The organism is Aquirufa sp. (assembly GCF_964796385.1).
In genome coordinates, this window is the sequence record NZ_CBAUBA010000003.1 from 1 (window position 1) to 25,716 (window position 25,716).

Consider the following 25,716-nt stretch of genomic DNA (forward strand, 5'->3'; position numbering starts at 1 on the left):
TTCCTAGCTGCAGAAATCGAATACGTACCACTCGTATTCACGCGAAGTTGACTACCTGTTTCAGCGAGGGTGCGTCCATCTTGCTTCCATATATAATCTATCCCTGTGGGCTTATTCGTTGCCGCAATAAAATATGGACTTGCAATCGCTAAGCTAGGCTTCGCTGGTAAGTCTAAAAAGGACACTTGCACGGAGGCAGATTGAGCAGATTTACAACCCAAACTATTTGTAATTGATACATTAAATGTGCCAGAATTTGTCACTTTGATTACTTTGAGCGTATCGTTTGTTGACCACCGATAAGACCCGGAACCGCCTGAGACACTTAATTCAACAGATGCACCTTGGCAAGCAATTAATTCACCTTTCGATAATACGACTGGGGCTTGCGGGGGAATTAAATTAGCAATCTCGAAAGTAGGCACGCTAAACTCATTTCCAAGTGCATCCTCGAATCGTAATGAATATTTACCCGGACTTAACGTTTGCTTAGTTGACTGTGTACTAATCACTGATGCAGTACTATTCAACCATTGTGTTTTTGCAAAATTCGATTTAGTGGATACAACAAGTTCATTTGCTGGACCACATTGCAAAGTGATTATTGGCAAAATAGCAGGCAAAATAGGCTTAGAACTTGCAAAGAAGGACGCATTTAATTTATCCTCCCATAAATCAGCTAATTGCCCAAACGCATTAGGCGTAAAGTGCACGCAAGAAGCAATAATATCATTTGAGCGGGGAATTTCTACTTGATCTGTGTTTGGTCCACTGTATAGTTCAGCAAAAATACCATCTGTAAGCATTTCCTTTTGACCAGCAATAATTTCAGGATTCCACAATGGAGTAGTACACGTACCATCCACAATTCCCGCGAATCCATAATAGGCAGTAGCTCCAAAAGAAACCTCACTTATAACCCAAGGAATTGTCAACCCTGTCTGTCTCCGCAAGGTTTCAATTACTTCAACAAAGTATTTTTTGTATTGTATCTTATCTACTTTTTTGTGGTAGGTATCTGACTCTCCTTGATGCCAAAGAATGGCTCGTACCCCATTTTTTACGCCATACAACTCCGAGGCCCGCTTTAGATTGGAATAAGGGAAACCAGCAACATACATTTGACCAGCCGCCCACGGATTTTCAGTCGCTAATCCACGCGAGGATTCCGCCCAATTTTGCATACTTGTTCCTAACCAAGCAACATTGATAAAGCAGACTGGCACATTAAGTTTTGAAACCAAAGAATCACCCAATTTAGCCCAGTAATATTTAGATAATCCCAATGGACCAATGGTTGTTTGATCCGACATTTGTGTAAAATCCGTAAATGGAAAGTCCGTGGAGAGATTATTAAGTAGTCGGTGATTCGGATTTTGGTTATACTCCGTATAGAAACTATACACATTTGCACAAATCACACGATCATCCGCAGCACCCTTTTCCCCTTCTCGCCAAACAGTTCCTTGTGCATTCGACTGCCCTGCAATAATGAAATTTTCACCCACACCCACACGCGAAAGTGATGTTGAATCCAATGCCTTGCCATTAACTAAGCTTCGTATCCACATGGTATACCAACCACCTTTTGCTTTAATTTGACCTTGAAAAAGTCCACCCGCAGGATTCGAATCTAACGAAGTCCAGTTGACCAAAGTTCCTTGGTTGGCCTGTACGGGCACCATCTTAACCTGCACGGATGTCGCGCTTACCGCACAATTCCCAAGAATAGAAAAACTGGCCTCATTTGTATTACTTCGCTGAAACACTTGTCGGTTATGCGGGTAGCTAATCGTTACTTGTGCGACAAGCAGGGAGGGTAAAAAACAAAAAAATATACCTAAAATTCGTTTCATCATGAGAAATTGTGACTGCTAAATTACCAATTTTACTGAAAGACTTGGGAGCTGTAATGAAAAAAGTCGCACCCAATTAGTATTCGGTACGACTTTAATCAAAAAAGCATTTAGCTTATTCTCCTACTACTGAGAAGGCAACTTTATGTTTAACTTCTTTATGAAGATCAAGTGTCGCAGTGTAATCACCCGTCATCTTAACTTCAGCATCGAAGGATATTTTCTTACGATCTACATCAAAGCCTTTTTCCTTCAACATCTCAGAGATTTGGATGCTCGTAACACGACCAAAAATCTTACCACTATCACCCGCTTTCGCAGCAATAGTTAAATTCATTTCACCAATCGCTGCTGCTAAATCAAAGGCATCTTGACGAATTTTCTCCACTTTGTGAGCCGCCTGCTTAATGTTTTCAGCTAATACTTTACGATTGGATGGAGTTGCCATTACAGCAAATCCCTGTGGGATAAGGTAGTTACGACCGTAACCAGCTTTTACAGGAACGACGTCGTTCTTGTATCCTAACCCAGCAATATCCGTTTTTAATATAATTTCCATCTTATTTACCAATCAAATGTTTATCAGGTTACCCCAGTTTATTTCATACCATCAGCCACATATGGCATCAAGGCTAAATGACGTGCACGCTTAATTGCTTGCGCTACATGACGTTGGAATTTCAAAGAAGTTCCCGTAATACGACGAGGTAAAATCTTACCTTGCTCGTTTACCAACTTCAATAAATAGTCTGGGTTTTTGTAATCAATATATTGAATGCCAGCTTTCTTAAAACGGCAATACTTCTTGCGATTACTATTTTTATCTACAGGTTCGTTAACTAATGTCATCTTATGCTTCTGTTTTTTCTGGTTTTCTACCTACTAAACCTTTTCTCTTTTTTTCATTGTACAATACTGCGTGTTTATCTAACGCAGTCGTCAAGAAACGAATTACTTTTTCATCGCGCTTGTACTCAAGCTCTAATTTCGCGATAAACTGAGGATCCGCTGCAAATTCAAATATTTGATAGTAACCTGTGTGCTTGTTTTGGATTGGGTAAGCCAACTTACGTAAGCCCCAAGCATCGTCATGAACGATTTGCGCACCATTATCTACCAATAATTTTTTGAATTTTTCAACGGCGTCCTTTGTCTGTTGCTCAGACAAAACGGGAGTTAAAATGAACACCGTCTCGTAGTTTTTTAATTGCATACAAAATTGTTGTTTAAAAACTTAAAAAAAATTTGGATTGCAAAAGTATGAAAAATACATAACAATCAAAAACTTACAAAAAATAAATATGAATTATCGAACTTCGAACGAGCCCAATCCAATTAAAAAACCTTCTGCATACAACTCAATTTCATGCTTCCCAACGCGATAGGCATTAGGGCGCGCATAAATAAACTCCACCGACTGATGATTATTTTCATAGAAAATCCGCTGCTTCGCCGTGTAGGTAAGCTCGTTACCTTTGAACATCAGCGAACCGGAACCCAAGGAATAGTCAGATATGGTATTGCCTGTAGGCTCTATGATACGCAAATATACTGTTTTGATTTCTTTGGAGGCCAATGGATTCATTTGCAAATGAAACATTACCCGAATCTTTTCAATCCTTCTCGCTTTTTGATTCTGAGCACCTGACTCCTTACCTCGCGATGAAATCGCATACACATTGACTCCCTCAGCACGCAATGCAGCGGCAACCGTAACTTTCTCTGCTAATTCTTGATTGCGAACTTCCAAAACGCGCGAACGCTCATTTAATTCCTTTTGTTTTACCCCAAATGTTAAACTCGAGTCACGCAATGCCTTTTGAACATTTGTCAAACCATCTTTTAAGAGCTGTGCCTCCCTACTCAATGAATCATTCTGTGCTAAAAGCACCCCATTTTCCCGACGTAATTTCTTGATTTCTTGATCTTTTTGACCCAACAACCGTAAATAATAGGCTAGCTTTTTTTGGAATTGCTCCTCACCCATTTCTGGATGTTCCTTTAATTCCTTCTGATCACCCAAAATTTGCAACCGAGCAGTCTCCAATTCTGAAATACGACCGCCTAATTTCTTGATTTGAACCATCCGAACCTGCAATTGCTTCGAAATTGAATCCAGGCGCTCTTGCGCATTGGCAACAAAATTCTCTTGATTAACGCCTAATCGATACCAATCAGGCTTATAAATAGTCATTACCAAGGAAACGCCCAGCAAAAGTACGACCATAGACAATAGCCATATGGTACGTTGCGCGCGTTTCTCTTGTTCACTCATGGATTCGGAATTTGTCACTGATATTTCCTTTGTTTGGACTAAGCCTTGAAATCAAAAATAATAAATTAATTTTACTTTGCAATTTTCAACTCCCCCACCATGTCAATCGCTAGCGAAATTTCTCGTATTCAAAACGAACTCAAACCGTTTCCAACCCGACTAATTGTCGTCACAAAAACGCGTAGTATCGCCCAACTTCTTGAGACACACGCCACTGGCGTATTAGATTTTGGCGAGAATAGGGTACAAGAAATGGTCGAAAAACACGCCCAGCTGCCCGCAGAGATCCGGTGGCATCAAATCGGCCATCTGCAAACCAACAAAGTAAAGTACATCGCTCCGTTTATTCACTTAATCCATTCCGTTGATTCCCTGAAGTTACTTGCTGAAATAAACACCCAAGCGAAAAAAAATAACCGAATTATCAACTGTCTACTTCAAATGTACATTGCACAAGAAGAAAGTAAATTTGGCCTAGACAAACAAGAACTTATCGATTTATTGAATGACCCATCCTTACCCGGACTCACCCATATCCGTATTATTGGCCTCATGGGAATGGCAAGTTTCACCTCAGATCAAGCACAAATTACCCGTGAATTCAGCTCACTACAAGCTATTTTTCAGCACTTAAAAATGGAAAAATTAGGAGAATCAACGGGACTCGTTTCATGGGACGAACTTTCCATGGGCATGTCTGGAGACTATATGCTAGCCGCAGAACACGGATCTAGCCTCGTGCGCGTAGGCTCCGCGATTTTCGGCGAACGTAACTAAAAAATCCCGATCCATAGGACCGGGATTGAATATTAATTTAAAGGGCTATTTAGCGAGCCAACGACATAACCTCAAATTCCATGGTACCTGCTGGCGCTTGAATTTCTGCTTTCTCACCCACCTGCTTACCCAATAAGCCTTTCCCAAACGGGGATGATACCGAAATTTTACCTGCCCGAAGATCCGCCTCCTCTTCCGAGACAATTGTGTAGGTCACTTCCATACCCGTCTTGGTATTTTTAATTTTTACAATCGAATAAATCGAAACTTTCGTTACATCGATGGTCGATTCATCCAAAACACGCGCATTGGAAATAACCGTCTCCATTTTAGATATTTTTAATTCTAAATGACCTTGCGCATCTTTCGCCGCATCATATTCTGCATTCTCACTCAAATCTCCTTTGTCCCGAGCCTCCGCAATCTGCTTTGCCATATCTGAACGTCCTTGAATCTTCAAATGATGCAATTCTGCCTTTAATTTTTCAAGGGTCTCTGCCGTGTAATATTGAAAATTTGCCATAACGAAGCGATTAATTTAAACGTATCTAAAAACAAAATAGAACGGCCTCCGACCGTTCTACTTAAAATATGTGTAGTTTTGTTTCGGATTCAGAACTAAAATAAATGTTGTTTAACTAACACGTAATCAGTTTTTTTTGAACTGCAAATGTAATCAAAAAATGTTTCCAAAAACCAAAAAACATTTTTTTCCATTCCATTCACATGATGCGCATTGTATTTTTTGGTACTCCTGATTTCGCGGTTGCTAGCCTCGAGGCACTCATTCAGGCCAATTTCAACGTCGTTGCCGTTGTCACCGCACCCGACAAGCCCGCCGGACGTGGCATGCAACTCCAATCTTCTGCCGTTAAACAATTCGCCGAAACCCAAGGCCTACCCGTACTTCAGCCCCTAAAGCTAAAAGACCCCGCATTCGTCGAAGAATTAAACTTATACAAACCCGACCTACAAGTAATTGTCGCCTTTCGCATGCTTCCCGAAGTCATTTGGAGCCTCCCCCCTTTAGGTACATTCAATCTACATGGATCACTTTTACCCAACTACCGCGGAGCCGCACCAATTCACTGGGCAGTCATCAACGGGGAAACAGAAACAGGAGTTACCACCTTTTTTCTCCAACAAGAAATCGATACAGGAGATTTACTATTCCAAGAAAAAGAACTCATTTCGCCAAAGGATACCACCGGAGACGTATATGAACGTCTGATGCGGAAAGGAGCCAAATTAGTTGTCAAAACGGCCCAAGCAATTCAGGCCAACGACATCCATCCGCAACCTCAAGATGAAAGCAGCCCCATAAAAGCTGCGCCCAAATTACATCGGGAAACAGGCCAACTACATTGGTCAAAAACTGGGGAGGAAATTTATAATCTTGTTCGCGGAATGAACCCATTTCCAAGCGCACATACTGAATTTCAAGGTAAAAATTGTAAAGTAATCCGCGTAGAATTTCATCCTGAGCCAATTCCCAGTCTGGGTATAGGGATTTGGGACACGGACCTAAAAACGTTTTTACGCGTTGGATGTAAAGATGGATATATCAACATCCTAGAATGGCAAATGGAAGGCAAGAAAAAAATGAAAATTGAAGACTTTTTAAGGGGATATTCATTTACTTTTTAGCCACAAACTCCCAGCGACCAAGCGCATAATAATACCCATTACTTCCACGTGGTTGCACATACACCCAGCCCGCCTGAGTATCCGCCAATACGTACGCTGACTCGGAAAATAGGTTATTTTGAGGTGGAATAAGCGCAAATTGACACGCACAGATTTGACCTAATTTTAACGTGTTTAAAGTCACCAGTAATTCCCTTGTATCCTGTACATTCTCCGGTCGGCCCGCAGCATAAATACGCGCATAGTGATCACGGTATTTTTCGAATTCAAAAGCCAAAAGCGGATATTGTTTAACTAAAGCAGCACTATTCACCAGGCGCTGTACATGTCCTGGATCCGGAAATCCTACAAAATCTCCACCCCAAAATAGTCCGAGGGCTTTCGCCGCTTGCCCCATCTGGGAATACCGTGCACTTCGACGTAAGTACCGCCCGCGCGAATACAAACCCACATCCGCTGCCAAATTAAAATTATGAAAAGATAAAAATACCTGCGAACGCCCCATTGCATTTAATTGTTGCTGGCGCTTGAGGTTACGGATCGCTTGAATATAGCGGGCCGACCAACCTTTAGAGCGCAAATGTAGCATCAAGGAATCTTTTTGTGCAGAAAAAGCTTGAATTTCAGGCTGTAAATAAGACGACCACAGCGAATCCAAAGCCGGATAATCAGCAGCTAAACTCGCTAAATATAGTTTCGAAATCGAATCTGTGGCTATCACTTCCCGACCATTAATCTGCAATTGCATAGGCCCCGAAGCACTATGGCTTTGCAACGTATCACGCTGACGATACATCGAGAGCAAATCACGAATACCTAGGGTAGAAATGGATTGAGGCCGACAAACAATATGGACAGAATCTTCTTGCGCTTGACTAACCCAAGGCAGGAAAAGTAGCCCAATTACAAGAAATAACCGCATTATTTGATTGGAATCACTAGCTGCTCACCGCGCAACGTTATGTCTTCTTTCTTATTATTCGCCTCCATAAGCGACTTTTTTGACACCTTGTATTTCTCAGCTACCACACGTAAAACATCTCCCGGACCAACCGTATGCATGGCTTTGATTTTAACTTTCACCTTCGATCCAGCCTTAATACCACCTGGATTCATGGCTTTCAATTGATCTTCAGTTAAGCCAAATCGAGTCGCAATAGACGATGCCGTTTCGCCACTGGCCGACTGAAAACTATAGGGTTTGCCTGCTGGCTCTTCTACAGTAGGTTCCGCCGGAACAACTTCCGCCTCAGCTTCTTTCTTTTGCTGAGCTAAATCTACCGATGAAGTATCTGCCGGTTTGGTCGTATCTGGTGCAATATCCATCGAAGAATCCACCACCATGGTTGTCGCCACATCCCCTAAATACGTTTCATCTTCTTCCAATGCCTTTTCAGCCTTCACTAATTGATCCGTCTGAGGGCCTAAAAAATGCTCATAACCTACAAATACGAGTCCTGCCAAAGTCGCCAATAAAATCAGTAATGTGATTGCCGGCAAATTAGAACTGGAACTTTCCTTAAAAAATGAAAATGGATTCTTCATAAATTACTTACTAGCTGATTTAGTTTGTTGGCTCATCTCCCCCACCTTCTCCACTAACTCAATTTTATAGGCAGCTAACTTTGCTGATAAATCTTCATTTGATATTGCCAACATCTGCATGGCTAATAAGCCAGCATTCTTGGATGCATTTAAAGCAACGGTTGCTACCGGAACGCCGTTTGGCATTTGTAAAATAGATAGAATAGAATCCCAACCATCAATTGAATTAGATGATTTAACAGGCACTCCAATGACCGGTAAAATAGTCGCCGAGGCTACCATGCCCGGCAAGTGCGCGGCGCCACCAGCGCCGGCAATAATCACTTGTATACCTCTTTTTTGGGCATTTTGTGCGTAGTCCAACATCTTTACAGGTGTCCGGTGAGCGGATACAATATCCACTTCGTAAGCGATACCAAAATCCTTACACACCTGAATCGCGTCTTGCATTACTGGCAGATCAGAGCTGCTTCCCATGATAATTCCGACCATATTTCAACGTTTAACTAATCACGCGGATTAGGTTTTTAACTTGATTTGCTTTCTCAATAATGGCGTCTTTCGAATCGCCTAGAATTGTAATATGTCCCATTTTGCGGAACGGCTTTGTTATTTTCTTCCCATACAAAAATGGAAAAACACCCGGAATTACCAAAATATCAGCAAGTCCTTCGTATTTGGCAGACCCCGTAAATCCTTCCGCACCTAAGAGGTTTAACATCCCAGCGTACCCAAATGACCTTGTACTGCCCAAAGGCAAGCCAGTAATAGCTCGTAAATGCTGCTCATATTGAGAACTCTCGTTCCCGCGAATCGTTTGATGTCCCGAATTGTGCGGACGTGGGGCAATCTCATTAATTAAGACCTGCCCATCTTTTGTCAAAAACATTTCGACCGCTAGAACACCCACTAACTCCAATTTATTGATTAAATCTACGGCAATATTTTCAGCTTGCTTTTCGATATTCGTCGTAATTTCAGCTGGCGAAAACAAGAACTCCACTAGATTTTGCTCGGGGTGGAAAACCATTTCAACAGCTGGGAAAACGGCTGTTTCTCCCTGTGGATTTCGGGCAACGATCACGGCTAATTCTTTCTCGAAATCAACCGCCTTTTCTAATAAGCCAGGCGCATCAAATCCTTTGGATACAGATAGGCCATCTGCAATATATTGTACCCCTTTTCCGTCATAACCACCTTTACCTAGTTTGTGAAAAGCAGGTAAAAAATCAATATGTTGGCTTAATGAAGCCTGATTATCTGTCAATATAAAATCGGCCGTCGGAAAACCATGATCTTTAAAAAACTGCTTTTGCAAGCGTTTATCTTGAATCATCTGTAAAATATGCGGCTGGGGATAGACCTTTTTGCCTTCTGATTCTAATTGCTTTAATGCTTCAATATTAACATGTTCAATTTCAATACTGATCACATCGTATTTCTGACCAAATCGATAGACCGTTTCATAATCCTGAAAAGAACCTTGTTGGAAATTTGGGGTCAAATGATGGCATGATGCTTCCGGATCTGGATCAAGACATGCGATTTGCAGGTCTAAATCAATAGCGGCTTGAAGTAGCATGCGGCCTAATTGACCGCCTCCTAATAAACCGATGGAAGGCAACGCTTTATACATAATTTGGAAAAGAATGGGTAAAATTACGGCTTTTGTTTTACCTTTGGAAATTATTTACCCTCGCAAACAAAGAAATATCAAATGACAAAGCGCACAATGATCCTAATAGGATTTTTAGCCTTCGCAATCGCTAGCCGATTTTTAGTTGTATTCAATCCCGCTTGGGCTAATTTTTCCCCGATTGCCTCAATGGCACTTTTTGCAGGAGCCTATATATCGAATCGTTATCAAGCCATTTTATGGACGATTTTACCGATTTGGATTTCGAACATGATTTTAAATAACGTTTTCTACAGCCAATATTTTGATGGTTTTTCATGGGGAATCGACTTGGTACAAGTTGGCCTTTTCGCAATCGTACCCTTCATTGGTTCACGCATCAAGTCATTCGGTGGTTTTATCGGCGGAAATGTAGCTACTGTTTTAGGATTTTTCATCCTGTCTAATTTCGCTGTTTGGGCGGGAGATGCGATCGGATATGGTTTTACTTCAGGAAATGCAGTGGTTTATGCCAAAGATTTTTCAGGCTTGGTTGCATGTTATGCCAATGCACTTCCATTTTTAAAGAATTCCATTCTTAGCCAATTCGTCTTTTCAGCCGTTTTGTTTGGCGGATTTGAATTTGTGAAATCAAAAAGTTTAGCCTTGCAAAGTCGCTAAAATTTAAAGGGTTTACATTCGGATTTTTTTAATCTTGTTTGTACACTTTGCCTTCGCGCATCACAAATTTCATTTTCAAAATGTCTTCCATTCGCTGAGTAGGATCTCCATCCACCGCGACGATGTCAGCAAATTTTCCAACCTCAATCGAACCAATAATATCTGATTGACCTAATAAATCGGCGGCGGCTACCGTAGCTGATTGAATGGCTTCCATCGCTGGCATACCCGCTTCGTGCATCAAGATAAACTCATTTAAGTTTTTACCATGGCCAAAAACGCCCGCATCCGTTCCAAAAGCGATTTTCACACCTGCCTTATAGGCTTTCCCGAATGTGGATTGGATAATCGGCCCAATAGTTTCCGCCTTTTTCTTCACCATTTCTGGGTAATAATTAGGAATCTTAGCTGAATCCGCCACGGAACGTCCTGCGATGATCGTAGGCACATAATATGTTCCATGCGCTTTCATTAATTCCATTACTTCCGGAGTCATATACGTTCCATGTTCAATCGAACTTACACCACCCAAAATCGCACGCTTCATGCCTTCAGCTCCATGGGCATGGGCGGCAACTTTATATCCATAATCTTTTGCCGTTTGAACGATTGCTCTGACTTCTTCTTCTGTGAATTGGGCTCCTACACCGTCTTTGGCATAGCTTAAAACACCTCCGGTCGCTGTAATTTTAATTAAATCAGAACCTTCTTTGTAACGCTGACGTACCGCTTTCACTGCATCGGATATGCCATTAACGACACCATCCTCAGGCCCTAAATCCTTTTTAAATGTTTCGTTTAATCCGTTTGCATCATCCGCATGGCCACCCGTCGTCGCAATGGAAACACCTGCTGTGAAAATTCGAGGACCATCTACGATACCTTTGTTGATGGCATTACGTAAACTAATCACCACATGCGATCCACCTAGATCACGTACCGTCGTAAATCCTACGTTTAAAGTTTTCTTTGCGTGTACAAGCGCTTGATAGGCTATGTCTCCTGGATTTTTAGTGAATCGATCTAGATACGCGTTCGGATTGGTTTCACTTTCCATGTGCACGTGCATGTCAATTAAGCCGGGCAAAACGGTCTTATTTTTTAAATCAATAATTCGATCTGATTTCCCAGCAGGAAGATATCCTGCCTGAACACTTTGAATCTTTTTACCTTCCACAACGATGGTATAGGCAGTTTGTACTTTTCCGGCCTTCACATCGACCATTTTTCCACAGTATAACAGCGTTTTCTGTGCGAAAAGGGCGATTGGGGACAGTAATGCGAGTAGTAAAATTTGTTTCATTTTACAAGGGGTGTTGGGGGTAACGCTGCCGGGGTCTTCAACCCCGGCAGCGTTTACCGATCCAACAATTCTACGAAAAAATTCGACTTCTTGTACCCAGAAACTTGATAAAAACCGAAATATATCAGTTAGTTGATGATTTCATCAACAAATCTACATGTCCCCAAAAGCTCGGATAAGACTTCGCAACCACGCCTGGCTCATGAATAAGCAGTTCGTGTAATAAGCCAAGCGGTGCAAAAGCCATAGCCATGCGGTGATCATCGTAAGTTTCAATTTCAGGGCAAGCACCCTCTTTTTCAAATGACCCCGCCAGGGTGTATAAATGATTTGGCTCGACTTCGACTAGGCGAGCACCTATTTTGACTAATTCATTTTGAAGTGCTAACACGCGATCCGTTTCCTTCACCTTGAGGGACTCTAAACCAGTCAAATGCATGGTGATGTTTTTGGCAGCTGCCACCACACATATGGTTTGCGCCAAATCCGGACAATCCGTAAAATCCCAGCTCAATTCGCTGACCGCCTCACACTTAGTCAAGAGGTACCCTCGGCCAGTAAACGTGCTTTTTACACCCAAAGGCAACATAATATTACGAATCGCAGAATCACCTTGTAACGAATCTTCCTTCAAGCCTAATAACTCCAAGGAGCTATCCGCAAAGGGTGACAACGCCACCATCGAATACCAATAACTCGCACCAGACCAATCGGATTCGACAGCAAACTTTGCCGACTGGTAAACCTGTGCCGGAATGTCAATTAAGCCTTTTGACCAATCTATAACAGCTTTGATTCCGAACTGGCGCATCTGTGCCAGCGTCATTTCTATGTATGGTTTTGACCCTAAAGACCCCGTAATCTGCAAACAAATTCCCTCCGGTAACAAGGGTGAAATCATTAAAATAGCGGAAATAAACTGCGAACTCACATCGCCTCGTATTGATAAATTACGAGACCCCGAATAGGCAAACCCATCCAATTGCAAGGGCGGATATCCCTCATTCTTCAAATAAGTTATTTGAGCCCCCAAGGAACGTAAGGCGTCAACCAATATCCCAATCGGCCGTTCGCACATGCGAGGAGTTCCCGTCATTTGCTTAGAAGCCCCAGTAACCGCATAATAAGCTGTTAGAAAACGCATCGTCGTACCCGCATCCAATACATCAGCGATCGGATTAGAAGAATCCGCAAGCAGACGAATCATGGTTTGGGTATCGCGCGCTTCTGCCAAATTCGATAATTGACTCACATGGCCTCCCGCAAGGGCATTGATGATTAGCGCTCGATTGCTTTCAGATTTAGACGAAGGCAACGGAATCAGTTCTTGAAACGAATTTAAACGGGGAAATAGGCGAATTTGACTCAAAATAAGTATGCTTAACGCAATTTTAAAGTAACTAACGTAACAATAGCTAAGATGATTCCCACAATCATAAAACGGGTTACGATCTTAGACTCATGGTAATTTTTCTTTTGAAAATGATGGTGCAATGGCGACATTAAAAAGATCCGACGCCCCTCACCATATTTCTTTTTGGTGTATTTAAAGTACCCAACTTGCATAATCACAGATAAATTCTCGATCAAAAAGATGCCACACAACACCGGAATCAACATCTCTTTACGAATCACAATAGCCAGCGTAGCGATCACACCACCCAACATCAAACTGCCCGTATCGCCCATGAAAACCTGAGCCGGATAGGCATTATACCACAAAAACCCAATGCACGCACCCACAAAGGCCGCACAAAAAATAGCCAATTCACCTGAATTAGGGATGAACATGACATTCAGATATTGAGAGAAAATCTTGTTACCCGAAACGTAAGCCAAAATAGCCAAGGTCAATACAATAATCACCGAAGTACCAGCCGCCAATCCATCAATTCCATCCGTAATATTCGCCCCATTCGAAACCGCCGTAATGATAAAAATGACAACCAAAACATACACCACCCACACATATTGATCCGGTATAAAACTCGGCAAAAGCATATTGTAATCAAACTGATTGTCTTTCAAAAATGGGACCGTCGTCATTAAAGACTTCGAATCCGTGAATGATTGCACCTGCGAACCATCCGCTAAAACCTGAACCTTATCAAATATCCGAACCTTGATATGTTGATTAAAGTACATGGTCAATCCCACGATTAAACCGAGGCCGATTTGACCTACAATCTTGAATTTGCCCGACAAGCCCTCCTTGTTTTTCTTGAAGACCTTGATGTAATCATCCGCGAAACCAACGGCCCCAAGCCAGATAGCTGAGGTTAATAAAAGTACAATATAGACATTGGTAATTTTAGCAAAAAGCAAGGTTGGGATAATCAAGGACAACAAAATAATGAAACCACCCATAGTAGGCGTTCCTTTTTTAGCCATTTGGCCTTCCAACCCTAAATCGCGAATTTCCTCGCCAATCTGTAACAATTGCAGCCGACGAATCACAGCTTTCCCCCAAATTGCCGCTATACCCAATGACGTAATTGTTGCCGCGAAAGCACGAAATGTGATGTATTGAAAAACGCCGGTTCCTGGAATATTTAAGGTCTTGTCGAAGTATTCGAAGAGATAATAGAACATGCCTGCAGGTTATAAAAACAGTATAAAAAACAAAAATGCAAAAAAATAGAACGAAATCAAATTACGCAGCGTAGGCCTCCGCAATCACCTGCTTGTCATCAAAATCATATTTTACACCTTGAATATCTTGGTAGGTTTCATGACCTTTCCCAGCCACTAACACAATATCTCCAGGCTGTGCAATCGTACGAATCGCTTGAAAAATAGCTTCCTTCCGATCCGAAATCCGTTGTACTTTTAGGCGATCCCCACTCGGTACTCCTGCTTCCATTTGGTCCAAAATAGACTCTGGATCCTCAAAACGTGGATTATCAGAAGTCAAGACTACAACATCACTTAGGGATGAAGCCAGTTCAGCCATAATCGGCCGCTTACCCGCATCGCGATTTCCGCCACAACCCACGACCGTAATTATTCGTTGCTGTTTAGCGCGAATCGCTTGAATCGTCTTCAACACATTTTCCAAGGCATCCGGGGTATGCGCATAGTCGACAATCGCCATTTTATTTAAAGGGCCGGCCAACTGCTCAAATCTACCTGCAGCGGTTTTTAGGGTTGATAATTGAAGCAAAACTTCGTTTTTATCTTCGCCTAGCAAGATAGCAGTGGCATAAATCGCCAACAAATTATAGGCATTAAACAAACCAATCAGTTGCGCATGAATCTCAATGCCATCGAATTCAACTTGCAATCCGGAGATGACATTGGCTTTGATCTTTGCCTTAAAATCCGCCGCGTTCAAAATCCCGTACCTGTATTTGCGTGCTGCGGTATTTTGCAACATAACCATTCCGCGCTTATCGTCCACATTAGTCAATGCGAAAGAACCGCTAGGCAGGTCATCAAAAAATCCTTTTTTGGCCTTAATGTACGAATCAAAAGTCTCGTGAAAATCTAGATGATCTCGAGTAATATTTGAAAATATAGCCCCCTTAAAAACTATACCATGAATCCGTTTCTGCACCACGGCGTGCGAACTAACCTCCATAAAAACATGGGTACACCCGTCGGCAAGCATATCAGCAAGCAATCCATTCAATGCCAATGAATCTGGCGTGGTATGTGTCGCAGGAATAACTCGGTCTTGAATTTTATTTTGAACCGTTGATATCAACCCGCAGCGATGGCCCAATTGTTTGAAAAGTTCGAATAACAAAGTCACGCTAGTCGTTTTTCCATTCGTACCAGTAATACCTATCAAATTCAATTTCGCAGAAGGATTTCCATAAAATTCCCCAGCTGCTAATGCCAGCGCCTCATTAGAATCGGGCACTAAGACGCACGTCACATCTGCTGGAATATCGGTTGGCATTGTCTCCACCACCCAGGCGGTACATCCCTGCTGATACACCTGAGGTAAAAATTGGTGCCCATCTACCTGAGTCCCGGGAATAGCAAAAAACACACTGCCGGCAACAACCTTACGGGAATCAAAACACAAATGAGCAACCATTGCATCTGCACCAAACAATTGGGCACCTTTCACCCCGCGCACTAATTCAACTAATGACGTCATATTAGTGTAATTGAATAAGCATTAGGGCATTTTTTCGAAGCGGAGTACCGGCAGGAATCGATTGGGCTATCACATTCCCTATCCCCTGCGCACGCACTTTAAATCCACGATTTTCCAAAGCAAAAAGTGCATCACGCAAATTCATCCCCATGACATTAGGGACGACCTTGGGTAACAAGCTGATTGGTACATTTTGAACCGCCTTTTTATCCAAGGTAAATTGCATCCACCGACCATCTTCTTCGACCTTTGGAAAACCAAGATTGGCATATAAGACCCCGTGATCCAAGGGATGAATCATGTGACCTAGTTTTGCATTGTTCAATGAATCAGGCAGATAGCCACTTAAGCGGCGCTGCAACTTCATGTCACGGGAATAAATGTGATCTGCAATATCCTTGAAAACGGGAGCTGTCACTTGACGCGCATAGGTTCCCTCGGAACTTCCTTCTGGTTTATCCATGGCAACTAGCATGGTATATTTTGGATTTTTCACAGGAAAATACCCAATAAACGACACATAGTACGTCCCTTTAATGTATTGACCATTAACCCCCCGTCGCTGCGCGGTACCTGTTTTTCCTGCAATACCATACGCCGTACCTTTAAGGTTTGTTCCTGTCCCGCGTTCGACCACGCCTTCCAGCATGATCTTTATTTTCTTTAAGGTTTCCGCAGAGCAAATGGGCTCTTTATCTTTTTTCTGCTTCACCGTAAAATCGGTAATGACCTCATTTCCAATGGTAGCTTTTTTAACAATAATAGGCTGAATCCAATAGCCGTTGTTTGCGATGGCATTATAAAATGTCAATAAATGAAGTGGCGATGTATTAGAGGAATAGCCAACAGAGGACCACATGTATTGCAACGCATCCCATTTCGGAGGAAGTGGAAATTTAGGGGTATAATAACGGGGTTTAATCTGAAAATCTAACGGCTCAATCAAATGGAATTTTTTCAAATAATCATAATATTTGGCCTGCTTTTGCGAAAAAACACGCTGCATCAATTTTATCGTACCAATGTTTGATGAATGCTCAATAACTCCCTGAACCGTAATCGTACCATAATCGTGCGAATCTGACATAGTTCTATTAAACACCGTGTATTTCCCGCCTGTCGTAACCATATCCGTCAAGGGCATTTTAGACTCCTCCAACATGGCCATCATGGAAGGTAATTTAAACACAGAACCCGGATCATGCTCTGAAACTTCAATGGCATGATTCGCAAATTCAGAATAGCCTGTGGGGGAGCTTGCATTTTTAGTCAAATTCGAAATTGCCTTGATTTCACCCGAAGCTGTCTCCATTACAATGGCCGTTGCATAATTACCTTTAAAATCTGCCAAAGCCTTCATTAATGCCAATTCCACAATATCTTGAATATCAACATCCAACGTCGTCTGTAGATCTACACCACGCTGCGGAATAATTTCGGGCGTATTCTCTATCGGACGCCACGTATTTTTATCCATTTTGGCGAAATATCCTTTGCCAGGAACCCCGCGTAATTCCGTGTCAAAAGCTCCCTCGAGCCCCACTTTAACTTTGTCTTTCATGTAGCCAACTGTCCGATAAGCCATTTGGCCGAAAGGTGCATAGCGTACATTTACTTTATCAAAGACAATTCCAGTCTTCACAGGCGATTTTTTGTTCTCCCGAAATAGTGGAAAATTCATAACAAGCTTTCGCTCCTGAAAGTCGAGCAAGCGGTTATTTAGTAATAAATAGGTTCGCTTATTTTTCTTAGCTGAGACAATTTTGTCGTAATATTCATCCGCAGTGCGATCCTTAAAAAAATTAGCCAAATGCTCCGCCAACTCCCGTACATGAGCAGTAAATAACTTTTCGGCTTTCGTTGATTTGTTGTACACCGATGGATCCATGCCTAAACGGTATTTAGGCAAAGAAGTTGCCAATAAACTTCCATCATCTGAGTAGATATTTCCACGGGTGGCGTCTACCATCCGCTCTTTGATATAAATCGAGGAGGCCTCCTCGCGCAATTCGGGTCCTTGAATAAAGACTAATTTGTATAAATTCCCGACGAGCAGAAAAAATGCTGCTAGCATAATAATAAAGAAAATCCGGAAACGGAAGGTAATGTTTTGCCGGATGTTTTGTCGCTTCGGTGCGGCCATATCAATTATTCTTTAACGGGATCTGCAACTACTTTAACTGGTGGGGTTAGGCTAACTTCAAGTCCATATCTTCGCATCGCGATGGCGAGGTAACTTTGCTTGCCAACCTTCATGAAGTCGGCCTTTTGCGTCGTATAATCCGCCCTGATTTCTTCTAATTCTTGCTTCGTGGTAACAATTTGATGCATCCGACCTTCGGCCAACATCGTATAGTAAATGTAAATTAAGATCAATCCTGCGACAAATGTGATGCGCTTGACCAGCTCCATGGGCATTTGACCACCCGTCAAGGAATCAATATTAAAGAGCATTTCCATCGGACTCTCCTTTGGGGGAGCGGTGGTTTTTTCTTGTGCTTCGGTTTCTACTGAACTAGCCATTTTACAATTTACGTGCGATTCTTAATTTGGCACTGCGCGAACGCGGATTTGCCTTTAATTCTTCTGGGCTTGCAGTCATTGGCTTGCGAATTTCAGACGCAAGCGGCTTGTGCAACACCCCAAACATATCTTTATCTTCTTTGCCAAAACAGTCGCCTGTCTTGATAAAATTTTTCACCAAACGGTCCTCCAAGGAATGAAAGGACATAATACACAAGCGACCATCCACAGCAAGCACCGATGGCGCTTGCGCTAAAAACTCCTCAATCACTTGCAATTCTTGATTTACTTCGATTCGTACAGCCTGAAAAGCTTGTGCGAAATACTTAAATTCCTTGCCTCTTGGGGCTAATTTAGTAAGAATTTCTTTGAAATCCGAAGTCGTTTCCAGCGACTTTTGCGTCCGAGCCTGAATCACCGCTTGTGCCAACGTCCGCGCATTTTTTATCTCGCCATACATCCCAAAAATCCGTTGCAACTGCTCGGCTGAATACCCGTTCAATACATTTTTGGCATCCATTGCAGCAGAAGGGCCCATGCGCATGTCTAAGGGACCATCGAAACGTGTTGAAAACCCGCGCGATGCGGCGTCCAACTGATAGGAAGATACACCAAAGTCGGCCAGAATCCCATCCACTTGCTTCACACCATGCAAGCGTAAATACTTTTCCAGATATCGAAAATTGGCTGTTATCAAGGTCAAGCGATCATCTTCGATTTTTTCTGCTTGATTCCATGCATCCGGATCTTGATCAAAGGCTAGCAGCCGACCGCTCGCCCCGAGATGAGCTAAAATTTCTTTCGAATGTCCGCCTCCTCCAAAAGTAACATCGACGTAAATTCCGTCAGGACGAATCGCGAGCCCATCAATGCATTCATGCAACATGACGGAGGTATGGTAGGTTTGTTCTGACATAAATTCAAAATTACAAATTTATCTCTCGGCGTTCAACGAAATTTTAGCTCTATTGGTGATTTTTTTGTCCACAAGATTTAACCTTATATTTGTTGACAAATTTATACCCATGCGACATCTTCTACTACTACTATTTCCCTTTTTTGCACTCGCTCAAAATCCCAAAATAGGTCCTTGGCGAGGTGAATTGAGCCATATGGGCGGTGCATTGCCATTTAATTTCATTATTCAAAAAGGGAGCGAAGCGAAACGGTTCAACATTAACCTCCAAAATGGCGCGGAGAAATTCAACCTAGGCGAATCCTTTTTCCGAGGCGACTCGTTGATTATCCCCTTTGACCTTTACGATTCGGAAATAAGTTGTGCCCTGAATGGCTCAAGTAAAATGAAAGGCTATTGGACCAAAAAAAGAAACGGAGAAGCTATTTTTCGCATGCCATTTCAAGCCGTAGCCGGTTCAACCCAGCGATTTTTAGCGCCAGCTGCAGCAAATATAAATGTTACTGGAAAATATAGCGCTGATTTCTGGGCCGATGAAGCTAGCCATAGCCCCGGGGTATTAATCCTAAACCAAAAAGGAAATCAAGTTACGGGGACGGTTTTAAAGCCTTCAGGCGATTACCGTTTTTTGCAAGGGAATGTCATTGCCGATAGCCTATTCTTAAGTTACTTTGATGGAAGCGGTGTTTATCTATTTAAAACCAAAGTAACTAAGTCAAAAATTGAAGGGTTATTTTATACGGGATTGGCAGGTAAACGAAATATGATTGCGCAAAAGGATGCCAAAGCAAGCCTCCCTGATTTGAAAAAGTTAACCTATTTAAAGCCTGGTTTTGATCGGGTATCTTTCAAACTACCCACACCAGATGGTAGAAGCATCAGCTTAAGCGATGCACGTTACCAAAATAAAGTGGTGATTATTGAATTAATGGGCTCATGGTGCCCGAATTGCATTGACGAATCCCGCTTTCTCGCACCTTTTTACCGGAAATACCAAAGCAAAGGCGTCGAGGTAATCGGTATGGCTTTTGAATATTCACCAGATATCGCGGTTTCTGGACCTAAAATTGCCAATTTCAAAAAGAAGATCTGCATAGATTACGAGGTAGTCTTTGCTGGAACTCCTAACGATGAAACGATCGCCCAAGTGCTACCGATGTTGCACAAAATCAATGGGTATCCGACCACATTCATCATTGATAAAAAAGGAATCGTACGTGAAATTCATACTGGATTTACAGGACCAGGCACTGGGGTTTACTACACGGATTGGACACAAGAATTTGAGAAGACGATTCAAACACTTTTGAATGAAAAATAAACTATTTGTTTGCCTTTTCTTATTAAGTAGCTTTTTTTCACTCGGACAATCTAAATCAAAACGTGGCTGGAAAGCGGCAGCTGCCCTAGCTACCACCAGCGCTTTGATATACAACGATTTTTCACGTACCACGCAAAGCGATTTTCGAAGTAAAAATCTAGCTGATTTCCACACCACCGCTGACGATTATTTACAGTATACGCCTACGCTCATCAACATAGGATCTCACTTAATGGGGCTGAAAACAAAAAACCAACCAAAAGACCAGTTGGCCATATTTGTACTGGGAACCGGAATCTACTACGTGACAGTTAAGTCGATGAAATATGTCATTAACGAAACGAGACCAAACGGGGAACCCTACAGTTTTCCTTCGGGACACACGACGACGGCATTTTTTGGTGCACATGTCTTAGCCAAAGAATATTGGGAGGAACACCCAGCGATTGCAATTACTGGATATGCACTTGCGTCGACTACGGGAATTTTGCGGATGGCCAATAATCAGCATTGGGCAGCTGATGTACTTATGGGAGCCGCAGTAGGCATTGCTTCAGCTGAAGCAGCGTATTGGGTTTATCCAAAATTAAAAAAAGCACTCCACCAGAGTGCTTTTGAATGGGATCCGATTGTCACCCCTAATTTCTACGCAGCGCGTGTTCAAGTCCGTTTTTAGTGCAAAATAATGTAGATCAAAGCTCCTGCTGCATATCCGAGCAAGGCTAATACCCCAATTTTTTTCGCATACCAACCAAATTCAATTTGCTCCATTCCCATGACGGCAACGCCAGCAGCAGATCCAATAATCAAAATACTTCCACCCGTTCCCGCGCAATAAGCCAAAAACTCCCACATGACATGATCCATAGGGAAGTCGGCAAGCGAATACATCCCCATCGTCGCCGCAACCAATGGTACATTATCAACCACCGATGACGCGAGTCCGATCAATGCAACAATAACATACTGATTACCAAATGTTTGCTCCAATACAACAGCTAGCTGCGTTAAATATCCAAAAGACTCCAAAGCGCCAATTGCCAATAAGATTCCTAGGAAAAACAGGACACTCGATGTGTCGATTTTCGTTAAGGCATGTCCTACTGTATATGGCTTCTTAGTTTCCGCATCTTTGTCGGCATGCAACACCTCCGATAATATCCAAACCACACCCAGTGCCAATAAAATCCCCATGAAGGGCGGCAAATGGGTGACTGTCTTAAAAACGGGAACGCCAAGTAGACTAGTTACACCGGCGGCCAACATGATTTTACCGTGGCGATCTTCTTCTGGTGTAAGCTCTGCACGATGGTGAAACGAACCAAGTTTCCGTCCGCGTACCCAAAATGCGGCTACTGCCAACGGGACAATGAGCGAAATCAATGAAGGAATAAACAACGTTTTAATGATGCCTGATGCGGAGATTTGGCCTCCAATCCACAACATGGTCGTCGTCACATCTCCAATAGGGGACCACGCACCACCTGAGTTCGCGGCGATAACGACGACACCAACGAAAAACATCCGGGTAGATTTATCGGATACCAACTTGCGTAAGAGGGTAACCATGACGATAGAGGCCGTTAAATTATCTAGAACGGCAGACATAAAAAAGGCGATAAAACCCGTAATCCACATTAATTTAGCAGGCTGATTCGTTTTGATGAGTCGGCTTACAAAGTGAAACCCATGGTGCGCGTCGACTAACTCGACCAAGGTCATGGCGCCCAATAAGAAAAATAGAATTTCAGAGGTCGAACCTAAATGATGACTCAGTACTTCTAGTTCGTGAGGTCCTTTTACCAATGCATAAACGACCCAAACGAGAACTCCAGTCACTAAAGCAGAAGCCGTTTTATTGATTTTCAAGGGATGTTCAAACGCGATGGCAAGATACCCAATAATAAAAATAACAATAGAGATTAATTCCATGCGGTAAATATAAAAAGAAAAGTCAGGGACTAAAGCCCTGACTTTGAATTATCAATCTATGTTTGAATTTATTTCAATTTAGCAACAGCGGTTTTAATGCGTTCACATGCTTCTACTAGTTGCTCATCAGCTGCAGCAGTTGAAATACGCATACAATCAGGAGCACCAAAACCAGAACCAGCTACGGTAGCCACATACGCTTCGTTCAACAACCACGTACAAAAATCATCGGAGTCGTTGATAGTTGTTGTTCCATCCGATTTTCCGAAATAATATGAGATATCAGGAAATGCATAAAAAGCACCTTCTGGCATATTCACTTTAAATCCTGGAATTTCACGCAATAAACCTACAACTAATTTACGGCGACGGTCATACGCAGCTTTCATTTCGTACGCATGATCCAATGTGCCGTTGAATGCCGCAACGGCTGCTTTTTGTGCGATTGAATTTGTACCCGAAGTTACTTGACCTTGTAATTTTTCGATTCCATCCGCAATCCATTTGGCTGCTGCGATGAAACCAATTCGCCAGCCAGTCATTGCATGACCTTTAGCAACTCCATTAACTGTGATCACTCGCTCTTTTATTTCTGGAATCGATCCGATCGAGAAATGACCACCTTGTGTGAAGTTGATGTACTCATAAATCTCATCTGCCAACACATAAATATTTTCATGACGAGCCACCACATTCGCGATGTCACGTAATTCAGATTCTGTATAAACAGAACCGGTTGGGTTATTTGGCGAAGCGAACATCACCATTTTTGTATTTGGTGTAATAGCTGCTTCGAATTGTTCAGGCGTTACTTTAAAATTATTGTCAAAAGCCCCTTGAACGATTACAGAAGTTCCTTCTGCCAACTTCACCATCTCAGAGTATGAAACCCAATATGGAGAAAAAATAATCACTTCCTCACCAGGGTTAATCAAAGCAGCGATTGCGTTTGCTAATGAATGCTTGGCTCCTGTAGAAACCACAATATTTTCTGAACCCCACTCTAAATTATTGTCGCGCTTTAATTTATTCGCGATAGCCATACGTAAATCTGGATAACCAGCAACCGGTGAATAGCCGTGAAAACCATCGTCTACTGCTTTTTTAGCAGCCTCACATATATGTTCCGGAGTTTTGAAATCAGGCTCACCTACGGATAAACTAATTACTTTATGACCTAATGCAGCTAATTCGCGCGCTTTTTTCGTCATACCTAAGGTAGATGATTCTTCTAAGGCTTGAATGCGTTGCGCTAATGGGGATGTTGACATGTCTGTATACTTCAATATGGATTAAAAACGGGTGCAAATTAGTTTTTTATGGACGGAAAAACTAATGAAAAAAGTAAAAAATGGGGCATTTATTTCAGTTGGCTCAGCTTCGCATACGCTCCATCCGGAATGGCAATGAGCTCTTTGTGCGTACCACGCTCGACGATTTGTCCTTGGTCCACCACCAAAATTTGATCGGCATGCTGGATCGTACTCAAGCGATGTGCAATCACTAAAACTGTTCGGTTTTTCATCAAATTACCTAAAGCTGCTTGGACCAATTTTTCAGATTCATTGTCGAGCGCACTCGTCGCTTCATCCAAAATTAAAATTGGCGGATTACGCAAAACTGCACGTGCGATGGAGATCCGTTGGCGCTGCCCACCAGACAATTTAGAACCTCGATCACCAATTATAGTCGCATACCCATCCTCACTCGCTTCAATAAATTCATGGGCATTTGCAATTTGCGCGGCCGCTTGAACCTGCTCAAGCGTGGCATCTGTTCCAAAAGCAATATTATTGAAAATCGAATCATTAAATAACACGGATTCCTGCGTCACAATCCCCATGAGAGCACGTAGATCCTCCAAAGGAATTTGTTTTAATGGCACCCCGTCAACCGTAATTTGACCTGAAGTTGCATCGTAAAACCGTGGTAATAAATCGGCAAGTGTCGACTTCCCTCCGCCGGAAGCGCCAACGAGCGCGATGGTTTGGCCCTTTGGAATTTCAAACGAAACATCAGTTAAAACGAGACGGCCAGGGACATACGCAAAGCCAACGGATTCAAAACGAATGGATTGCGTAAATGACTTAACAGGAATGACTGGGTCTTGCACCTGAATCTCCGATTCAGTATCTAAAATTTCGATGATGCGATCTGCCGAAGCGACTCCGCGCTGAATACCCGAAAATGCATCCGCAATTACTTTGGCTGGACGCATGACCTGCGAAAACGTGGCAATAAACGCGATAAACGTAGAAGCACTTAATTCGCCATCTCCCGAAATCACTAAGATTCCCCCGTACATCAAAATTCCTGTCACCACCAAAACCCCCAAACTCTCCGAAACTGGCGAAGTTAATTCCTGGCGAAACACCATGCGCAACAACGAATGACGGTACCGTAAATTCGTTTCTTGAAATTTCGAATCCATCACCGGTTCTGCGCGAAACGCCTTAACTACGCGCATCGCCCCAAAAGTCTCATCCAACAAACTGATTATACCACTCAAATGCTGTTGAACCTCTCCGGCCGCACGGCGCAAGCGACGTGTAATTAACGCAATCACGCCACCCGATAAAGGCAAAATGAGTAAAGAAAACAAAGTTAATTTCACCGACATGCTTGCCAAGAAAAAGAAGAACATAATCAAGGTGAATATCTCTTTGAACGTAGCTGTAAATGCCCGACCGATACTATTTTCAACCTCCTGCACATCAGTTGTCAAGCGCGACATTAAGTTTCCTTTCTTTTGTTCCGAGAAATAACTCAAATCCATGCGTATGGCACGTTCAAATACCGCTTGACGCAAAGATGCGATGGTATCCGCCTCCACCGTTTTTAAGATTCGTTGCGAAAAATACCGAAAGACATTAGCTAATAAAACAGACGTTATAATCGCGCCACAGGCATATTGCAAGGCCCCCAAACGACCATAAGACTCTAAAGCCCCATAAAAATAATGATTGAAAACAAATGAAAAATAACTCGGCGAGACCGAGAATTCCGGGAGCGAGCGATATAAAGCGGCTTGACTCGTAGACGCTTGGTTGAATAAAACATTCAACAAGGGAATCAATAAGGTGAAATTCAAAATCCCAAAAAGACTGCCTAGCAGCGAAAATCCGAAATATGGAAATACATGTTTTCGGATCGAACTAGCATAAGACAATAAGCGTAAATAAGTCTTCAAAGGAGTTAATTCAAAATTTGAGGCAAA

25 protein-coding genes are annotated in these 25,716 nt (G+C 42.5%); 5 read left to right on the forward strand and 20 right to left on the reverse strand.

What is annotated here, in order from left to right; all coding sequences use genetic code 11:
• The 5 genes from AC1W6K_RS01605 to AC1W6K_RS01625 all read right to left on the reverse strand — a co-directional run.
• Window positions 1-1,859: sialate O-acetylesterase (locus AC1W6K_RS01605; protein ID WP_481946193.1), on the reverse strand; the 1,859-nt coding region annotated here is incomplete at its 3' end.
• A gap of 112 nt (window positions 1,860-1,971) precedes the next feature.
• Window positions 1,972-2,415 (reverse strand): 50S ribosomal protein L9, encoded by a 444-nt coding sequence (gene rplI, locus AC1W6K_RS01610; protein WP_481721271.1) that lies wholly within the window; start codon window positions 2,413-2,415, stop codon window positions 1,972-1,974.
• Between the two features lie 38 nt (window positions 2,416-2,453).
• Entirely contained in the window at window positions 2,454-2,705 is a 252-nt protein-coding gene (gene rpsR / locus AC1W6K_RS01615) for a 30S ribosomal protein S18 (RefSeq protein WP_395784934.1), read from the reverse strand.
• A 1-nt stretch (window position 2,706) separates the two neighbouring features.
• Window positions 2,707-3,069 carry a 30S ribosomal protein S6 gene (rpsF, locus tag AC1W6K_RS01620; RefSeq protein ID WP_395784933.1) on the reverse strand — a complete coding sequence of 121 codons (363 nt, stop codon included), beginning with the start codon at window positions 3,067-3,069 and terminating at the stop codon, window positions 2,707-2,709.
• A gap of 93 nt (window positions 3,070-3,162) precedes the next feature.
• Entirely contained in the window at window positions 3,163-4,131 is a 969-nt protein-coding gene (locus tag AC1W6K_RS01625) for a hypothetical protein (RefSeq protein ID WP_481946194.1), read from the reverse strand.
• Window positions 4,132-4,230: 99 nt separating this feature from the next.
• Between AC1W6K_RS01625 and AC1W6K_RS01630 the strand changes: the two genes are divergently transcribed.
• Window positions 4,231-4,908 carry a YggS family pyridoxal phosphate-dependent enzyme gene (locus AC1W6K_RS01630; protein ID WP_481946195.1) on the forward strand — a complete coding sequence of 226 codons (678 nt, stop codon included), beginning with the start codon at window positions 4,231-4,233 and terminating at the stop codon, window positions 4,906-4,908.
• A 49-nt stretch (window positions 4,909-4,957) separates the two neighbouring features.
• Here AC1W6K_RS01630 and greA read toward each other — a convergent pair whose 3' ends face one another.
• Window positions 4,958-5,431, reverse strand: a complete 474-nt coding sequence (greA, locus tag AC1W6K_RS01635) for a transcription elongation factor GreA (protein ID WP_395784930.1) — start codon at window positions 5,429-5,431, stop codon at window positions 4,958-4,960.
• Between the two features lie 203 nt (window positions 5,432-5,634).
• Between greA and fmt the strand changes: the two genes are divergently transcribed.
• Window positions 5,635-6,555: a methionyl-tRNA formyltransferase gene (gene fmt, locus AC1W6K_RS01640; RefSeq protein WP_481946196.1), complete on the forward strand. Its 921-nt coding sequence runs from the start codon at window positions 5,635-5,637 to the stop codon at window positions 6,553-6,555.
• On the opposite strand, the gene AC1W6K_RS01645 is transcribed toward fmt, so the two are convergent.
• The 4 genes from AC1W6K_RS01645 to AC1W6K_RS01660 are packed head-to-tail and all read right to left on the reverse strand — an operon-like array spanning window position 6,545 to window position 9,736.
• Entirely contained in the window at window positions 6,545-7,477 is a 933-nt protein-coding gene (locus tag AC1W6K_RS01645) for a M15 family metallopeptidase (protein ID WP_481946197.1), read from the reverse strand. The genes fmt and AC1W6K_RS01645 overlap by 11 nt on opposite strands.
• Window positions 7,477-8,100 (reverse strand): LysM peptidoglycan-binding domain-containing protein, encoded by a 624-nt coding sequence (locus tag AC1W6K_RS01650; RefSeq protein ID WP_481721260.1) that lies wholly within the window; start codon window positions 8,098-8,100, stop codon window positions 7,477-7,479. The genes AC1W6K_RS01645 and AC1W6K_RS01650 overlap by 1 nt, the downstream gene beginning before the upstream one ends.
• Before the next feature lie 3 nt (window positions 8,101-8,103).
• Entirely contained in the window at window positions 8,104-8,592 is a 489-nt protein-coding gene (gene purE, locus AC1W6K_RS01655) for a 5-(carboxyamino)imidazole ribonucleotide mutase (protein ID WP_481946198.1), read from the reverse strand.
• A 10-nt stretch (window positions 8,593-8,602) separates the two neighbouring features.
• Entirely contained in the window at window positions 8,603-9,736 is a 1,134-nt protein-coding gene (locus tag AC1W6K_RS01660) for a 5-(carboxyamino)imidazole ribonucleotide synthase (protein WP_481946199.1), read from the reverse strand.
• A gap of 81 nt (window positions 9,737-9,817) precedes the next feature.
• On the opposite strand from AC1W6K_RS01660, the gene AC1W6K_RS01665 reads away from it, so the two are divergent.
• Window positions 9,818-10,396, forward strand: coding sequence for a DUF6580 family putative transport protein (locus AC1W6K_RS01665; protein ID WP_481946200.1), 579 nt, complete (start codon window positions 9,818-9,820; stop codon window positions 10,394-10,396).
• Window positions 10,397-10,424: 28 nt separating this feature from the next.
• Here AC1W6K_RS01665 and AC1W6K_RS01670 read toward each other — a convergent pair whose 3' ends face one another.
• The 7 genes from AC1W6K_RS01670 to rsmH all read right to left on the reverse strand — a co-directional run bounded on the left by AC1W6K_RS01670 (window position 10,425) and on the right by rsmH (window position 19,246).
• Window positions 10,425-11,699 (reverse strand): metal-dependent hydrolase family protein, encoded by a 1,275-nt coding sequence (locus AC1W6K_RS01670; RefSeq protein ID WP_481946201.1) that lies wholly within the window; start codon window positions 11,697-11,699, stop codon window positions 10,425-10,427.
• Between the two features lie 124 nt (window positions 11,700-11,823).
• Window positions 11,824-13,068: a 3-phosphoshikimate 1-carboxyvinyltransferase gene (locus tag AC1W6K_RS01675; protein ID WP_481946202.1), complete on the reverse strand. Its 1,245-nt coding sequence runs from the start codon at window positions 13,066-13,068 to the stop codon at window positions 11,824-11,826.
• Window positions 13,069-13,079: 11 nt separating this feature from the next.
• Window positions 13,080-14,291, reverse strand: a complete 1,212-nt coding sequence (gene mraY, locus AC1W6K_RS01680; protein ID WP_481721248.1) for a phospho-N-acetylmuramoyl-pentapeptide-transferase — start codon at window positions 14,289-14,291, stop codon at window positions 13,080-13,082.
• Window positions 14,292-14,352: 61 nt separating this feature from the next.
• Window positions 14,353-15,807: a UDP-N-acetylmuramoyl-L-alanyl-D-glutamate--2,6-diaminopimelate ligase gene (locus AC1W6K_RS01685; RefSeq protein WP_481946203.1), complete on the reverse strand. Its 1,455-nt coding sequence runs from the start codon at window positions 15,805-15,807 to the stop codon at window positions 14,353-14,355.
• 1 nt (window position 15,808) lies between these two features.
• Window positions 15,809-17,950 carry a penicillin-binding protein gene (locus tag AC1W6K_RS01690; protein ID WP_481946204.1) on the reverse strand — a complete coding sequence of 714 codons (2,142 nt, stop codon included), beginning with the start codon at window positions 17,948-17,950 and terminating at the stop codon, window positions 15,809-15,811.
• Window positions 17,951-17,955: 5 nt separating this feature from the next.
• Window positions 17,956-18,330, reverse strand: coding sequence for an FtsL-like putative cell division protein (locus tag AC1W6K_RS01695; RefSeq protein ID WP_481946205.1), 375 nt, complete (start codon window positions 18,328-18,330; stop codon window positions 17,956-17,958).
• A 1-nt stretch (window position 18,331) separates the two neighbouring features.
• Window positions 18,332-19,246 (reverse strand): 16S rRNA (cytosine(1402)-N(4))-methyltransferase RsmH, encoded by a 915-nt coding sequence (rsmH, locus tag AC1W6K_RS01700; RefSeq protein ID WP_481946206.1) that lies wholly within the window; start codon window positions 19,244-19,246, stop codon window positions 18,332-18,334.
• Window positions 19,247-19,355: 109 nt separating this feature from the next.
• Here rsmH and AC1W6K_RS01705 point away from each other — a divergent pair, with 109 nt between their 5' ends.
• Together AC1W6K_RS01705 and AC1W6K_RS01710 are read left to right on the forward strand one after the other, a co-directional pair.
• A complete protein-coding gene (locus AC1W6K_RS01705) occupies window positions 19,356-20,567 on the forward strand; it encodes a peroxiredoxin family protein (RefSeq protein WP_481946207.1) in 1,212 nt (403 codons plus the stop codon).
• A complete protein-coding gene (locus tag AC1W6K_RS01710; protein WP_481946208.1) occupies window positions 20,557-21,243 on the forward strand; it encodes a phosphatase PAP2 family protein in 687 nt (228 codons plus the stop codon). The genes AC1W6K_RS01705 and AC1W6K_RS01710 overlap by 11 nt, the downstream gene beginning before the upstream one ends.
• Here AC1W6K_RS01710 and nhaD read toward each other — a convergent pair.
• The 3 genes from nhaD to AC1W6K_RS01725 all read right to left on the reverse strand — a co-directional run bounded on the left by nhaD (window position 21,240) and on the right by AC1W6K_RS01725 (window position 25,689).
• Window positions 21,240-22,499, reverse strand: coding sequence for a sodium:proton antiporter NhaD (gene nhaD, locus AC1W6K_RS01715; protein ID WP_481721234.1), 1,260 nt, complete (start codon window positions 22,497-22,499; stop codon window positions 21,240-21,242). The genes AC1W6K_RS01710 and nhaD overlap by 4 nt on opposite strands.
• Window positions 22,500-22,567: 68 nt before the next feature.
• Window positions 22,568-23,770, reverse strand: a complete 1,203-nt coding sequence (locus tag AC1W6K_RS01720; RefSeq protein ID WP_481946209.1) for a pyridoxal phosphate-dependent aminotransferase — start codon at window positions 23,768-23,770, stop codon at window positions 22,568-22,570.
• A gap of 89 nt (window positions 23,771-23,859) precedes the next feature.
• The gene (locus tag AC1W6K_RS01725) at window positions 23,860-25,689 is read right to left on the reverse strand and encodes an ABC transporter ATP-binding protein (RefSeq protein WP_481946210.1); all 1,830 of its coding nucleotides are present in this window, start codon (window positions 25,687-25,689) and stop codon (window positions 23,860-23,862) included.
• Window positions 25,690-25,716 lie beyond the last annotated feature (27 nt).